Annotated in this window: 15 protein-coding genes; 8 read left to right on the forward strand and 7 right to left on the reverse strand. The window is 64.0% G+C overall.

The window, feature by feature from the left end; genetic code table 11:
- Positions 1-71 precede the first annotated feature (71 nt).
- The 7 genes from ACYVI5_RS18280 to rpmH form a co-directional block, all read right to left on the reverse strand.
- Complete coding sequence (locus ACYVI5_RS18280) at positions 72-989, reverse strand: ParA family protein (protein WP_460581501.1); 918 nt, start codon at positions 987-989, stop codon at positions 72-74.
- Positions 990-1081: 92 nt separating this feature from the next.
- Entirely contained in the window at positions 1082-1714 is a 633-nt protein-coding gene (gene rsmG, locus ACYVI5_RS18285) for a 16S rRNA (guanine(527)-N(7))-methyltransferase RsmG (protein WP_460581502.1), read from the reverse strand.
- 42 nt (positions 1715-1756) lie between these two features.
- A complete protein-coding gene (locus ACYVI5_RS18290) occupies positions 1757-2344 on the reverse strand; it encodes a Jag family protein (RefSeq protein WP_460581503.1) in 588 nt (195 codons plus the stop codon).
- A 5-nt stretch (positions 2345-2349) separates the two neighbouring features.
- Positions 2350-3333 carry a membrane protein insertase YidC gene (gene yidC, locus ACYVI5_RS18295; RefSeq protein ID WP_460536450.1) on the reverse strand — a complete coding sequence of 328 codons (984 nt, stop codon included), beginning with the start codon at positions 3331-3333 and terminating at the stop codon, positions 2350-2352.
- Positions 3334-3341: 8 nt separating this feature from the next.
- Positions 3342-3641 (reverse strand): membrane protein insertion efficiency factor YidD, encoded by a 300-nt coding sequence (yidD, locus tag ACYVI5_RS18300; protein WP_460536448.1) that lies wholly within the window; start codon positions 3639-3641, stop codon positions 3342-3344.
- Complete coding sequence (gene rnpA / locus ACYVI5_RS18305) at positions 3641-4000, reverse strand: ribonuclease P protein component (RefSeq protein ID WP_460581504.1); 360 nt, start codon at positions 3998-4000, stop codon at positions 3641-3643. Before rnpA ends, yidD begins: the two co-directional genes overlap by 1 nt.
- A gap of 30 nt (positions 4001-4030) precedes the next feature.
- Positions 4031-4168, reverse strand: coding sequence for a 50S ribosomal protein L34 (rpmH, locus tag ACYVI5_RS18310; RefSeq protein WP_026940492.1), 138 nt, complete (start codon positions 4166-4168; stop codon positions 4031-4033).
- Between the two features lie 470 nt (positions 4169-4638).
- On the opposite strand from rpmH, the gene dnaA reads away from it, so the two are divergent.
- The 8 genes from dnaA (at position 4639) to ACYVI5_RS18350 (ending at position 15560) form a co-directional block, all read left to right on the forward strand.
- Positions 4639-6078 carry a chromosomal replication initiator protein DnaA gene (dnaA, locus tag ACYVI5_RS18315; protein ID WP_460536444.1) on the forward strand — a complete coding sequence of 480 codons (1440 nt, stop codon included), beginning with the start codon at positions 4639-4641 and terminating at the stop codon, positions 6076-6078.
- A gap of 384 nt (positions 6079-6462) precedes the next feature.
- Entirely contained in the window at positions 6463-7608 is a 1146-nt protein-coding gene (dnaN, locus tag ACYVI5_RS18320) for a DNA polymerase III subunit beta (protein ID WP_460536442.1), read from the forward strand.
- Between the two features lie 44 nt (positions 7609-7652).
- A complete protein-coding gene (gene gnd / locus ACYVI5_RS18325; protein ID WP_460581505.1) occupies positions 7653-8540 on the forward strand; it encodes an NADP(+)-dependent, decarboxylating phosphogluconate dehydrogenase in 888 nt (295 codons plus the stop codon).
- 55 nt (positions 8541-8595) lie between these two features.
- Positions 8596-9807, forward strand: a complete 1212-nt coding sequence (gene recF / locus ACYVI5_RS18330; protein WP_460581506.1) for a DNA replication/repair protein RecF — start codon at positions 8596-8598, stop codon at positions 9805-9807.
- Positions 9804-10286: a DciA family protein gene (locus ACYVI5_RS18335; protein WP_460581507.1), complete on the forward strand. Its 483-nt coding sequence runs from the start codon at positions 9804-9806 to the stop codon at positions 10284-10286. Before recF ends, ACYVI5_RS18335 begins: the two co-directional genes overlap by 4 nt.
- A gap of 123 nt (positions 10287-10409) precedes the next feature.
- Positions 10410-12401 (forward strand): DNA topoisomerase (ATP-hydrolyzing) subunit B, encoded by a 1992-nt coding sequence (gene gyrB / locus ACYVI5_RS18340; protein ID WP_460581508.1) that lies wholly within the window; start codon positions 10410-10412, stop codon positions 12399-12401.
- Positions 12402-12502: 101 nt separating this feature from the next.
- On the forward strand, positions 12503-15154 hold the full coding sequence (gyrA, locus tag ACYVI5_RS18345) for a DNA gyrase subunit A (RefSeq protein ID WP_460581509.1): 2652 nt from the start codon (positions 12503-12505) through the stop codon (positions 15152-15154).
- Positions 15147-15560 (forward strand): DUF3566 domain-containing protein, encoded by a 414-nt coding sequence (locus ACYVI5_RS18350; protein WP_460536429.1) that lies wholly within the window; start codon positions 15147-15149, stop codon positions 15558-15560. Before gyrA ends, ACYVI5_RS18350 begins: the two co-directional genes overlap by 8 nt.
- The last annotated feature ends 107 nt before the right edge of the window (positions 15561-15667 follow it).

Raw genomic sequence — 15667 nt, forward strand, 5'->3', positions numbered from 1 at the left:
CTGCCGCTTCGCGGCCTCTGTCGTCTGCGTTCTTGCTGATTGTGGTCCGAGCGGCCGTCGCCGGTCGCTCGTCAACGCGGTGCGCCGCGCTTGGCGATCTCCGCCGCCGCCTCGAGGTACGAGAGCGCGCCCGGTGAACCCGCGTCGTAGCTGATCACGCTCTGGCCATAGCTCGGCGCCTCCGAGATGCGCACCGACCGCGGTATGACCGCCTGCAGCACCTGCTTCGGAAAGTGGTCGCGCACCTCGTCCGCGACCTGATGCGCGAGATTCGTCCGAGAGTCGAACATCGTGAGCAGGATCGTCGATACATGCAGCTTGGGGTTGAGGTGCTTCTCGATCATGGAGATGTTCTTCAGGAGCTGGCTCAAGCCCTCCAGTGCGTAGTACTCGCACTGGATCGGGATCAGTACCTCGGTCGCCGCAACGAATGCGTTGATCGTGAGCAGCCCGAGCGAGGGCGGACAGTCGATCAGGACGTAGTCGATGCCCTCGGGAATCTCGTCCAAGAATCTCTGCAACGCTCTCGAGAGTCTTTGCTCACGAGCCACCATGGACACCAGTTCGATCTCCGCCCCCGCCAGATCGATGGTTGCCGGAACACAGAACAGATCGCGTTGGTCGGGGGAGGCCTGGACCACATCCGCCATCTCCGCGTCGTTCACCACGACGTCGTAGACGCTCGGCGTTCCCTCCCGATGCTCCACACCGAGCGCGGTAGACGCGTTGCCCTGAGGGTCCAAGTCGATGACGAGCACCCGTGCGCCCGATCTGGCAAGTGCCGCGGCCAGGTTCACCACGGTGGTCGTCTTCCCGACCCCGCCCTTCTGGTTCGAGATCGTGAAGATCCTCGTTCGCGACGGCAGCGGCAGAGTCGTCTGCTCGATGGCTTGACGCCGGCGGCTGAGGTCGGCGATTTCGCTCGCGAGCGGAGTCGACATATCCACGGGCGCGGTTTCCTCCGTGTGTTCTTCATGCGGATGTTTCATGTGAAACATCCTTTGCCTTGCTGTGGACGAGGCCGCGAGTGCCGGACTGCGAGGGACGCACTCCGCGACCTGTCACCACGGTGCCGCCAGAGCTATCTCACTGTAGCCCGGATGACTCTGGTGACTTCGTCGACGATCCCAGAGCCGAGAATCTCCACAGTCACGTCGTGGATGCGGAAACGCCGGAGCTCTTTCGTCGCCGCCGATACTTCTGCCTCGGCGTTCGCACCCTTCATGAGCACGAGTTCACCGCCATCGCGCACCAGGGGAGCGGTCAACGGGATCAGTTTGCGGAAGGCGCTGACCGCCCGAGCTGTCACCTGGTCCAGTGGCGATTCCAGACGGGCATCCTCGGCGCGGGCTCGGAGCACCTCGACGTTCGTCAGGCCGAGCGCATCCTTCTGTTCCTGCAACCAGGCGATACGGCGTTCCATCGGCTCGATCAGAACGAAGCGCACATCGGGTCGCGCAATAGCCAGCACGATCCCTGGAAGCCCTGCACCGCTGCCGACGTCGCCGACTGTTCCGCCTGTCTGCAACAACGGGGCGACGACGGCGCAGTTCAGCACGTGACGGGTCCATAGACGCGGCGGCTCCAGCGGGCCGATCAGACCGCGTTCCTCACCCTCGCGAGCGAGCGACTCGGTGAAAACGCGAGCCAATCCGATGCGGTCGCCGAACAGTTCGATCGCAGACGCGGGCTCTCGCTCGACGTCAGCGTGCATGTTCCACGTGAAACGTCAGAAGGGTGAGATCCACTGGCCGACCTACGAGCGCGTGATGACCGTGTGGCGCTCGGATGCCTCGCCTACGGAGTGGGACGAGAAACCGCGGTCCGCCACCACGTCGTGCACGATCTTGCGCTCGTACGACGACATCGGCGGCAGTGCCGCCTGTGCGGCGCCCTGATCCAGCCGATCGATCGCTCGATCGACGAGCACGGCCAGTTCCTGCTTGCGTGCGTCGCGGGAACCACCGATGTCCAGGATCAGACGCGAGAAAGCGCCGGTCTTCGACTGCACGGCGAGGCGGGCCAGTTCCTGCAGCGCGCTGACGGTCTCTGCGCGGCTCAGCAGACGAAGTGCCTGCGGATCCTCGGCGGAAACCGAGACGTAGGGACGTTCGTTCTGCACGTCGATGTCGATATCGCCATCGAGATCGCAGATGTCCAGGAGCGCCTCGATGTAGTCCGCGGCGGCGTCGCCCTGGGCATCCAGGCTCTGGTCGTCCTGTGCGGCGGAGACGGTCGCGTCTGCCGACTGCGTGCGCGCGGCATCCTCGCCATCCACTGACCGCTGCTCGGCACCCTCGATCACGGATGCCTCGTCACCGTGAACGGACGTCTCGTCTGTCATGCTCACTATTTCTTTCCCCCGGCCTTCTTGGCTCGGCTCTTGCTCATGGGTTGCTGCCGCTGCGTCGTGATCGGTTTCGCCGGAACCTCGTCGACGATCAGCACGGGAGCACCCTCCGGCGTCTTCAGCTTGCCCCTTCGTGCCAGTCTCGCCTCGCGCGCCTTCTCGGCCTCACTGCCCGGAGTCGGCATGTTCCGGATGACCAGCCACTGCTGGCCCATGGTCCAGATGTTCGACGTGAGCCAGTAGAACATGACGCCCAGCGGGAACGCGACACCGGAGAACAGGAAGACGAACGGGAGCAGGTAGAGCAGGATGCGCTGCTGCCGGAACTGCGGGCTGGCCTTCGTCTCCGGCGACATGTTCTTCGAGACGATCTGAAGCTGTGTGGTGAACTGCGAGGCCACCATCAGGATGACCATGGTCGCCGCGATCAGCATGACCGAAAGGCTGTAGTCCTTGCCGGCGACCATCAGCGTCCATTGCGACCCGAATGACGCGTTCAGCGGAGCACCGAGGAATTTCGCGTCCTGGAACGACTTGAGCAGATTCGCGCCGCTCAGCAGACCCACGCTGTCGTGCCCGCTCTGCGCATCGTTGAGCACGTGGAAGAGGCTGAAGAACACGGGCATCTGCAGCAACAGGGGAAGGCAGGAGCTCAGCGGGTTCGTGCCCGTGCGCTTGTAGAGCTCCATGGTCTCCCGAGACATCGCCTCGCGAGAGAGCTGGTCCTTCTTGCCCTTGTACTTGTCCTGGATCTTCTTCAGTTGCGGCGCCACCTCGAGCATGCGCCGCTGGTTCTTGATCTGGCGCACGAAGATCGGGATCAGTGCGGCACGGATGACGGCGGTCAAGCCGACGATAGACAGCACCCAAGTGACGCCACCGGCCGGGTCGAGCCCGATCGCGGTCCACAGCATGTGCCAGCCGATCAGAAGCAGCTGAACCAGCCACTCGATCGGCCAGAGGATCGTATAGATGAAGTCCACTTACTCGGTCATCCTTTTGCGTGGCCGCGTGCCACCACGAACCCGAAGGGCGTGACGGAGTAGCGGGGGGTCTTCTTGCGGGGAATGTCGTCGACGCCGCCGGCGGCCCAGGGGTGGCATCGTGCGATGCGCGCTATCCCGAGGGCGGTTCCGACGATCACGCCGTGCTCCTGAATGGCGCCCAGCGCGTAGGCCGAGCATGACGGGTAGTAGCGGCACACGTCTCCGTACAGGGGCGAGATCACGGCCCGATAGGCGCGCAGAAGCAGCACAGCGACGTTCCTCGGAAGAAGGAGAACGGTCGTCATCACGGCATGCATCGGGCGCCTACTTTGTCGACGGCTCGGCGGATCTCACTTTGCAGCGTAATCCAGGATGCCTGCGCGCAGGCTGGCAGAGCCCGCACCACGATCTCGTGACCCGGCGCCAGCTCCGGGAGCAGCTCGCGACACACGGCCTTGAGCCTGCGTCGTACCGTGTTGCGCACGACAGCTCCGCCGACCGCCTTGCTCACGATGAACCCGAAACGCACCGGACTCACGTCTTCAGCAGGCCCCACCGCCGTGCGCACGTAGACGATCGTGTTCGGCCCGTGCACTCGCGCTCCCTTACGGACGGTCAGACGATAGTCGGTCCCGCTCCGGATCCGGTTCGCCTTGGCGAGCACCGCACTGAGTCGACTACGTGAAAGGGACGACTACGCGGAAAGCTCGGTGCGGCCCTTGCGACGACGGTTCGCGAGGATCGCGCGACCGGCACGCGTGCGCATGCGCAGACGGAAACCGTGCACCTTGGCGCGACGGCGGTTGTTCGGCTGGAACGTTCTCTTGCTCATCAGACAGGTCTCTCGATCGATGTTTCGGTTCTCTTCGTGAGGCAGGCCTGCAGAGACACGTCTCGCGGCGCCGGAAGGAAGGAAGCTGTGCCGCGCGCTGCAGCGTGCGGTCAACCCATTAACGGTACGGGGTGGCATCCACAAGGTCAAACCGGACGCCGGTGAACCGTTGATTATCCATACCGAGAGGACTAAGCCTGGAGAGGCACGCCGAGAACGGCGCACATCCGGCTCGCACGATGATTTGAGCGTGCGGGCCCGATTCGTTAGCGTGACATGCGAAGTTATCCCCAGGTTGTGAGTCGACCGCTGCCGAAGCCGCGGACGAGCACGCAGAATGCCCTTACGGCATTGGGGATAACGGTGTGGATAAGAGCGGCCGGACCTGCTGCTTCGGCCGAAGAAGATTCACGACGGGGTGGATCGGACTTGCCGTTGCCGGTGGTCCGTGGGAGTGATCTAGGGGAACTATGGCTGACGGCGATCCGTCATTGACGAACGCATGGCGATCCGTGTTGTCGACGCTCGAAGCGGATGATCGGGTCACCCCGCAGCTGTACGGATTCCTCAGCCTCGTCGAGCCCAAGGGCATCATGGCCGGAACCTTCTACCTCGAGGTGCCGAACGAGTTCACGCGGGGAATGATCGAGCAGCGTTGCCGGGTTCCGTTGCTGAACTCCATCGGCCGGCTCGACGACACGCTTGCTGTGTCGAACTTCGCGATCGTCGTCAACCCGAACATCACGCACGACTCTCCCCAGCTCGAGCCCGAGCGACTCGAGTCCAGCTATATCGAATCCAGCTATATCGACACGCCGGCAACGGTCAGCCAACCGTCGGCTCCGGTCACCGATATCAGTGCCGCGCCGCGCAATCCAGACTCCCGGCTCAACCCGAAGTACAGCTTCGACAACTTCGTCATCGGCCAGTCCAACCGGTTCGCGCACGCGGCGGCCGTCGCGGTCGCCGAGGCACCGGCCAAGGCGTACAACCCGCTCTTCATCTACGGCGACTCGGGCCTGGGCAAGACCCACTTGCTGCACGCGATCGGGCACTACGCGATGAGCCTCTACCCGGGCATCCGGGTGCGCTACGTCAGTTCCGAGGAGTTCACGAACGACTTCATCAACTCCATCGCGAATAACCGCGGCTCGTCGTTCCAGGCCCGGTATCGCAACATCGACATCCTTCTGATCGACGACATCCAGTTTCTGCAACGAGCCGTCGAGACCCAGGAGGCGTTCTTCCACACCTTCAACACGCTGCACGACCACAACAAGCAGGTGGTCATCACGAGCGACTTGCCGCCGAAGCATCTCACCGGCTTCGAAGACCGGATGCTCACCCGCTTCGAGTGGGGCCTGATCACCGACGTGCAGGCACCGGACCTCGAGACCCGCATCGCGATCCTGCGCAAGAAGGCGCAGAGCGAGCGCATTCTCGTGCCCGACGACATCCTCGAGTTCATGGCGACCAAGGTGTCGAGCAACATCCGCGAGCTCGAGGGCACGCTCATCCGCGTCACCGCATTCGCGAGCCTGAACAAAACGCCGGTCGACATGAACCTGGTGCAGACGGTGCTGAAAGACCTCATCACGCTCGACGACGACAATGTGGTCGCGCCAGCCGACATCATCACCGCCACCGCCGACTACTTCAAGCTGAGCGTTGACGACCTCTATGGTTCGTCCCGGTCGCAGGCGATCGCCACCGCACGCCAGATCGCGATGTACCTGTGCCGCGAACTCACGAACCTGTCTCTTCCGAAGATCGGCCAGCTGTTCGGCAACCGCGATCACACGACCGTGATGTATGCGAACAAGAAGATCAGTGAGCTCATGAAGGAGCGCCGCTCGATCTACAACCAGGTCACCGAGCTGACCGCCCGCATCAAGCAGAACCACCGGTAGCCGGATGACGAATATTCACACTGTGGATAACCCTGGGGATAGTTAACGAATAACAGGCTTGCCGGTGTGAGCGGATGCGAGACGCTTGTGAAATCCTTGTCATTCCGCGGCCTCCCATGACCCCGCACCCGGTGGCCTCCTCAACAGCCCATGGACAACTCACACCGATGTAGTTCCCACTGTCCGCCTCAGATCCACCGAGTTATCCACAGTTTCCACAGCGGTTAAGCCGATTAAGAGAACAACTTCTTTAAGCAGTCGGCCGACAACCTCAACGAACCGCACGATCTCGCGTGGTTGCAGCCGATCGCTGGTCGGCACTGCCCGCTTGCCTCGCAGTAGCATGGAGCGGCACGCGCCCATCGGACGACAGGGGAGACGACGTTGAGGTTTCAAGCCAACCGCGATGTGCTGAGCGAAGCGGTCTCGTTCACCGTCAAACTTCTGCCCCAGCGCACCACCCTGCCGATTCTGAGCGGAATCCTGATCAGCACGACGGATGACGGCATCTCGCTCTCTGCGTTCGACTACGAGGTCTCGGCGCACACCGAGATCTCCGCTGCCGTCGAAGAACCGGGAACGGTTCTCGTCTCCGGTCGCCTGCTCGCGGAGATCGCCTCCAAGCTTCCGAACGCCCCTGTCACGTTCGCCACGGAAGAGAACCGCATCGTCGTCAGCTGCGGGACCGCCAACTTCACACTGCTGTCCATGCCGGTCGAGGAATATCCCACGTTGCCGCAGATCTCCGGCGAATCCGGGGTCGTGCCGGCCGACGACTTCTCCCAGGCCGTTGCGCAGGTTGCTGTGGCCGCATCCCGCGACGACGTCACACCCGTGATCACCGGCGTGCAGCTCGAGATCACCGAGAACCGGCTCAGTCTGGTGGCGACCGACCGTTATCGCGTGGCCGTGCGCGAGATCGACTGGGAGGGATCGATCGGCCAGTCCGAGCCCTCCACGGCGCTCGTTCCGGCTCGCACGCTGCAGGAGATCGGCAAGACGTTCGGCCACAACGGAAACATCGACGTGACTCTCGTGGCGAAAGACGACCGCGAGCTCATCGCGTTCACCGCCGAGAAGAAGACCGTGACATCCCTGCTCATCAAGGGCAACTTCCCTCCTGTGAAGCGGCTCTTTCCGGAGAGCGTCGACAACTACGCCGTCATCAACACCGCCGACCTGATCGAGGCGACCCGTCGCGTCTCCCTCGTTCTTGAGCGGGAAGCGGCCCTCCGGTTCTCGTTCAGCACTGACGGGCTGACGCTCGAGGCGATCGGATCGGAGCAGGCACAGGCATCCGAGAGCATCGACGCTCTCCTCACCGGCGATGACACCGTGGTCTCGCTGAAGCCCCAGTTCCTGCTCGACGGTCTGGGCGCGGTGCACTCGGAGTACGTGCGCATCTCGTTCACGAAGACCGACAACCCGAACAAGCCGGGTCCCGTGCTCATTACGAGCCAGACCAGCAAGGAACAGGCGGGAAGCGACAGCTACCGGTATCTGTTGCAGCCGAACCTGCTGTTGCGCTGACCCCGTTCGGTCAGCGGTTCGACTCACACGACGAAGGGCTCCTCATGCACATCGGTCTCATCGGTCTCGGCAGGATGGGCAACAACATGCGTGCCCGGCTCGAGCGCAAGGGCATCGACGTCACCGGGTACGACACGAATCCGGATGTCTCGGATGTGGCCACCCTCGCCGATCTCGTCGCAGCGCTTCCTGCACCCCGCACCGTGTGGGTCATGGTGCCGGCCGGTGCCGTCACCGACAGCGTCGTGAACGATCTCGCAGGACTGCTCGAGGCCGGCGATCTCGTGATCGACGGGGGCAACTCGAAGTTCACCGAGGACTTCAAGCACGCCGAACTGCTCTCCAAGACCGGGGTCGACTTCGTCGATGCCGGTGTGTCCGGCGGCATCTGGGGACTCGACAACGGGTACGGCCTCATGGTCGGCGGAAGCGACACGCAGGTGCAGCGCGTCATGCCGGTGTTCGACGCGCTTCGCCCGGACGGTCCACGCGACGAGGGGTTCGTGCACGTCGGCGAGGTCGGCGCCGGCCACTACGCGAAAATGGTGCACAACGGCATCGAGTACGCGCTCATGCAGGCATATGCCGAAGGGTATGAGCTGCTCGACACCCGCAAAGACATCATCAAAGACGTCACAGGCACGTTCAAGGCGTGGCAGCGCGGAACCGTGGTGCGCTCCTGGCTGCTCGAACTGCTGGTGCGCGCGCTGGAACAGGACCCCGAGTTCGAGCACATCGAGGGCTACGTCGACGATTCCGGTGAGGGGCGCTGGACTGTCGAGGAGGCGCTGAATCACGCGGTGCCGATGCCCACGATCAGCGCGTCGATCTTCGCGCGATTCGTCTCACGGCAGGAAGACTCGCCGGCCATGAAGGCGGTGGCCGCGCTACGCAACCAGTTCGGCGGTCATGCCGTGAAGGCCGTCGACTGACTCGGTACTCTCGCCGGTTGGGCGGAGCTCAACTTACGGGAAGAGGTGGTGAGCGATGCGCGTGACGCACCTGTCGCTCACCGATTTTCGCAACTACGAATCCGCCGAGGTCGAGCTGGCGGCCGGCCCGAACTTGTTCGTCGGCAGCAACGGACAGGGCAAGACGAATCTCGTCGAGTCGCTCGTCTTCCTCTCCACCGGAGCATCGCATCGCACACCGATCGACGCGGCGATGATCCGGCAGGATTCCGCGGCGGCAGTCGTCAGGGTGCGTCTGGAACACGACGGCCGTGCGGTTCTCCTGGAGTTGCAGCTGAACCGGTCGTCGGCGAACAAGGCGATGGTGAACCGCACCTCGTCGCGGCCACGTGAGCTGGTGCGCTACCTGTCCACGGTGCTTTTCGCGCCGGAAGATCTTGCGCTGGTCAGGGGCGAACCCGCCGTGCGGCGCAGGATGCTCGACACGGTGCTCGTGCAACGTACCCCGCGGCTGGCGGGGGTTCTGGCCGACTACGACCGGGTGCTGAAGCAGCGCAACACGCTTCTCAAGTCGGCACGGGCATCCGGTGTGCGCGGGTCGGCGTTGTCGACCCTGGATGTCTGGGACGAGCGATTGGTGACGCTCGGCTCCGAGATCATCGACGAACGCTCCGCGCTGGTCGACGAGTTGCGTGAGCCGGTGCGGGACGCGTATCGGTCGGTCGCCGGCGACGACCACGATCCGCGCCTGGTGCCGCTGTTGTCGGTGGATGGCGCAACACCCGACGATGATGACGACTCTGCATCGAGGCAGGGCAACGCCGGTGGAACGATCGAACCGGGATCCACCCGCGACAGATTCGCGGCAGCCGTCGCGCGGCTGCGGCCGCGCGAGCTCGAGCGAGGCGTGACGCTGGTCGGTCCGCATCGCGACGACGTCTCGTTCCAACTCAATGGGTTACCTGCGAAGGGCTACGCCAGCCACGGCGAGTCGTGGTCGTTCGCGCTGTCGCTGCGGCTGGCATCCGCTCAGCTGCTGCGCGAGCACTCGAGCGCCGGGGATCCCGTGCTGATCCTGGACGACGTGTTCGCGGAACTGGACCAGAAACGGCGGGCGCGACTGGCGGCATCCGTGCACGATTTCGAGCAGGTGCTCGTCACCTCAGCGGTGCTCGACGACGTGCCGGATGCCTTGCGCGCCCACACCGTGCACATCGAGGCCGGCCGTGTGATCGAGTCCGAGCCGAGCGAGGCGGAGGACTCGGGCGCCCGGGAGTCGCTGAGATGAGTGAGGCATCCGACTTCTACCGGCATCTCAAGGAGTTGTTCGGAGTGGATCCAGGGCGTGGTCCGCGCCGAAGTGCCCGGACTGCGCGCACAGAACGATCGGGAAGCCAGCCGTTCGAGCCCGGCCGGGAACCGCACGGACTCGGCGGAGTCATCGACTCGCTCACCGACGAACTCGGCTGGAACTCGCCACTGGCCAAGTCGGAGCTGATCGCCGCGTGGACGGAGGTCGTTGGCGAGGAGACCGCCAAGCACTCGGATCCGGTCGAGGTGGAAGGCCACGTGCTGACGGTTCGTTGCGACTCGACGAGCTGGGCGACTCAGCTGCGGCTGATGCGCGGAGAGCTCTTACAGCACATCGAGAAGCGATACCCGGAGGCGGGTGTGGAAAGTATCCGGTTTTTGGGCCCTGACGTCCCCACCTGGAAACGCGGCCCCAGGTCCGTTCCAGGGCGCGGTCCACGCGACACCTACGGTTGAGCCGGCAAATCTGGTCACCCGCGCGATTTCATCGCTTCAGAGGGCCGTTTCGCGCCAGATCCTCGGTCCGCTCTTGGTAGAATGAGTGGTCACGAAAAATGTGCGGTCAGGAGCCCTAACCGAATGACGATGGAACCGAAGACGGCTGGAACCGACAACGACTACGGCGCGAGCCAGATTCAGGTTCTCGAAGGACTCGAGGCGGTCCGCAAGCGGCCGGGTATGTACATCGGATCCACGGGTCCGCGCGGTCTGCACCACCTTGTCACGGAGATCGTCGACAACGCCGTAGACGAGTATCTGGCAGGCTACGGCGACCACATCGACATCACGCTCACGAAGGATGGCGGCGTGCGCGTCGTCGACAACGCGCGCGGCATCCCTGTCGACATCCACCAACCCGAGGGCATCTCCACCGTTGAACTCGTTCTCACGGTGCTGCACGCCGGCGGCAAGTTCGGCGGCGGAGCCTATGCGGTCTCCGGTGGTCTGCACGGCGTCGGCTCCTCGGTCGTGAACGCCCTCTCGAGGCGCCTCGAGGTGGAGGTGAAGAACCAGGGACACGTCTGGAGACAGAGCTATCACGACGGTGTTCCGGATGCCCCGCTCGAGCAGGGTGAGGCCACGACCGAGACCGGAACGACCATTACGTTCTGGCCGAGCAGCGACACGTTCGAAACGGTGGAGTTCGACTACGAGACCCTCCGCACCCGGTTCCAGCAGTACGCGTTCCTGAACAAGGGACTGAAGATCTCGCTGTGGGACAAGCGGGAACGCGAGGCATTGGACGAAGAGGGCGAGGTCGTTCCTGAGCGCAACGACACATTCCTCTACCAGCGTGGGCTCGAGGACTACGTCGAGTACCTCAACTCGGCCAAGCGCGCCGAGGTGGTGAACGACGAGATCATCTCGTTCGAGTCCGAAGACACCGAGCGCAAGATCGCGCTCGAGGTCGCGATGCAGTGGACGACGGCCTACACCGAGAGCGTCCACACGTACGCGAACACGATCAACACGCACGAAGGCGGCACCCACGAAGAGGGTTTCCGTGCGGCGCTGACCACGCTGGTCAACAGGTACGCGCGAGACAAGGGCATCCTCAAGGAGAAGGATGACAACCTCTCCGGCGAAGACGTGCGCGAGGGGCTCACCGCGGTGGTCTCCGTCAAACTCGGCGAACCGCAGTTCGAGGGTCAGACGAAGACGAAGCTTGGCAACACCGAGGCGAAGGCATTCGTGCAGAAGGTCGTCGGCGATCAACTCGGCGATTGGTTCGACCGAAACCCGAACCAGGCGAAGGAGATCATCCGCAAGGCCATCCAGGCGGCCAGCGCCCGCATGGCGGCACGCAAGGCGCGCGACACCGCTCGGCGCAAGGGTCTGCTCGAAGGCGGCGGGATGCCGGGAAAGCTCGCGGACTGCTCCAGCCGCAACCCCGCGGAGAGCGAGATCTTCCTCGTCGAGGGCGACTCGGCCGGCGGATCGGCGAAGCAGGGACGCAATCCGGCGACCCAGGCCATCCTTCCGCTTCGCGGCAAGATCCTGAACGTCGAGAAGGCTCGGCTCGATCGTGCGCTCGCGAACGCCGAGATCCAGGCGATGATCACCGCGTTCGGCACGGGCATCGGCGAGGAGTTCAACGGCGAGAAGGCCAGGTACCACAAGATCGTGCTGATGGCGGATGCGGATGTCGACGGCCAGCACATCACGACCCTGCTGCTCACGCTGTTGTTCCGCTACATGCGGCCGCTCATCGAGCTCGGCTACGTCTACCTCGCCCAGCCGCCGCTGTTCCGGCTCAAGTGGTCGAACGCCGACCACGAGTTCGTGTACTCCGACCGCGAGAGGGATGCCCTCCTCGCCGATGGGCTTGCCGCCGGCAAGCGCATCCCGAAAGACAACGGCATCCAGCGCTACAAGGGTCTCGGCGAGATGAGCTATCAGGAGCTCTGGGAGACCACGATGAACCCGGAGACGCGCACGCTCAGGCAGGTGACCATGGAGGATGCGGCGGCGGCCGACGAGACCTTCGCCACGCTGATGGGCGAGGACGTCGAGTCGCGACGCCATTTCATCCAGAAGAACGCGAAAGACGTTCGATTCCTCGACATCTGAGTACAGCTGGTCCGCGGTAGTCACCGCTGGTCGAGTGGCCGGCGCAGGTATCGAAACAGGCGAGCGTTAGCAAACGAGTAGAAGAGACGAAGAAGAAGTAGATGGCAGACGAGATCGACGGCACTGGCAATCTCGGAAGTGGCGACGTCGACGGTAGTGCGACCGACGTCGATCCCATCGACGATGGCATCGTGCACGGCAAGATCGAGCCGGTCGAGCTGCAGTTGGAGATGCAGCGCAGCTACCTCGACTACGCGATGGCGGTCATCGTCGGCCGTGCCCTTCCCGAGGTGCGGGATGGGCTGAAGCCCGTGCACCGCCGCGTGATCTACGCGATGTACGACGGCGGATACCGTCCGGACCGCGCCTTCTCGAAGTGCTCGCGCGTCGTCGGCGACGTGATGGGCCAGTTCCACCCGCACGGCGACACCGCCATCTACGACACCCTGGTTCGCCTGGTGCAGCCATGGAGCCTGCGGTACCCGCTCGCGCTGGGACAGGGCAACTTCGGGTCGCCGGGGAACGACGGTGCGGCCGCGATGCGGTACACCGAGACGAAGATGGCACCGCTCGCGCTCGAGATGGTGCGCGACATCGACGAAGACACCGTCGACTTCACCGACAACTACGACGGTCGCACGCAGGAGCCGACCATCCTTCCGAGCCGGTTCCCGAACCTGCTGGTCAACGGTTCGGTCGGCATCGCGGTCGGCATGGCTACGAACATCCCCCCGCACAATATGCGCGAGGTGGCCGCCGGAGCGCTGTGGGCGCTGGAGCACCCGGATGCCTCGCGCGAGGAACTGCTCGAGGCGCTCATGGAGCGCATCAAGGGGCCGGACTTCCCGACCGGTGCGCAGATCCTCGGTGTGAAGGGCATCCACGACGCCTACCGCACGGGACGCGGATCGATCACGATGCGCTCGGTCGTGAACGTCGAGGAGATCCAAGGCCGCACCTGCCTCGTCGTCACCGAGCTCCCCTACCAGGTCAACCCCGACAACCTCGCGATCAAGATCGCCGAGTTCGTGAAGGACGGACGCATCGGCGGCATCGCGGACATCCGCGACGAGTCCAGCGGTCGCACCGGCCAGCGGCTGGTCATCGTGCTCAAGCGCGACGCCGTGGCGAAGGTCGTGCTGAACAACCTGTACAAGCACACGCAGCTGCAGGAGAACTTCGGCGCCAACATGCTCGCCATCGTCGACGGGGTGCCGCGCACTCTTCCGCTCGACGGGTTCGTGAGCGCGTGGGTCGATCACCAGATCGACGTGATCGTTCGGCGCACCCAGTTCCGTCTGCGCAAGGCGGAGGAGGACGCGCACATCCAGCGCGGCCTCGTGAAGGCGCTCGACGCGCTCGACGAGGTCATCGCGCTCATCCGCCGTTCGCCGAGCGCCGACGAGGCGCGTGCGGGACTGATCGAGCTGCTCGACGTCGATCAGGTGCAGGCGGATGCCATCCTCTCCATGCAGCTGCGCCGGCTCGCGGCCCTCGAACGGCAGAAGATCATCGACAACCTCGCCAAGCTCGAGGCGGAGATCGCCGATTACAAGGCGATTCTCGCGGACGACGTTCGCCAGCGATCGATCGTGTCAGAGGAGCTCACCGAGATCGCCGAGAAGTACGGTGACGAGCGGCGCACGAACATCCTCTACGGCTTCGACGGCGATATGAGCGTTGAAGACCTCATCCCCGAAGAGGAGATGGTCGTCACCGTCACCCGCGGCGGCTACATCAAGCGCACGCGCAGCGACAACTACCGCTCGCAGCATCGCGGCGGCAAGGGCGTGAAGGGAGCCCAGCTGCGCGGCGAGGATGTCGTCGACCACTTCTTCGTGACGACGACCCACCACTGGCTGCTGTTCTTCACGACCAAGGGCCGGGTCTACCGGGCGAAGACGTACGAGGTGCCCGAAGCAGGACGGGACGCGAAGGGCCAGCACGTGGCCAACCTTCTCGCCATGCAACCGGATGAAGAGATCGCAGAGATTCTCGACATCCGCGACTACTCCGCCGCGAAGTACCTGGTGCTCGCCACGCGCGACGGCCTGGTGAAGAAGACTGAGCTGAAGGAGTACGACACCAACCGCACGGGCGGGATCATCGCGATCCGGCTGCGCGAGGAGGACGAGCTCATCTCCGCCTTGCTCGTCGAGGAGGATTCCGACATCCTGCTCGTCTCGCGCAAGGGCATGTCGTTGCGATTCACGGCGACCGACGAGGCGCTTCGACCGATGGGGCGCTCGACCTCCGGTGTCATCGGCATGCACTTCCGCGGTGACGATGCGCTGCTGGATGCAGCCGTGATCGGGACCATGGGCGCGGATCGCAGCGAAACCTCAGCTTCCGCCGACGAAGGTTACGTGTTCGTCGTGACCGAGGGCGGCTACGCGAAGCGAACCGCTGTCGATCAGTACCGACGACAGGGTCGCGGTGGTCTGGGAATCAAAGTGGCAAAGCTGAGCGATGACAGAGGTGACCTCGCCGGCGCCCTGATCGTCGAGGATGAGGACGAGGTTCTCGTGGTTCTTGCCAGCGGCAAGGTGGTACGCTCTGCCGTGGCCGAGGTGCCGGCGAAGGGCCGTGACACCATGGGTGTCGTGTTCGCTCGCTTCGCCGATGACGACAGGATCATCGCCATCGCGCGGAACAGCGAGCGGAATCTGGACGCTCACGACGCCGAACCGGAAGAGGAATCGACCGGTGAGGAGGCCGAGCAGCCCGGAAAGGACAACCCCGTAGATGACTAGTGTGGCGGAACGATTGGCGAAGAAGACATCCTCGTCTCGGAAGGGGCCGGCCAAGCAGGTCAGGCTTCGCCTCGTCTACATCGACTTCTGGTCGGCGGTGAAACTGTCGTTCCTGGTGGGTCTGTGCCTGGCGATCATCTCGATCGTTGGTACGTTCCTGATCTGGATCGTGCTCGATCAGACTGGCATCTTCGACAACCTGAACAGTCTGTTCAAAGACATCTCGGGCACGAGCGGCAGTGACCTGAAGTCGATTCTCAGCCTCGGCACGGTCATGGGCTTCTCGATCGTCGTCGCGATCCTCAACCTGGTGATCACGACCGCGCTCGGTGCCGTGTGCTCGCTGCTGTACAACCTCAGCGTGAAGATCACCGGTGGCCTGCTGATCGGCTTCACCAACAACTGACTGAGGTGAGCGCAGAGCGAGCTTGCTCGCTCTGCCGAGCCGATGGAAGTTGTTGAGCAGCGAAGCTGCGAACACAACTGACCACCTCCCGCCACGATTCGCGTGAT

This window comes from Humibacter ginsengisoli (genome assembly GCF_054780095.1).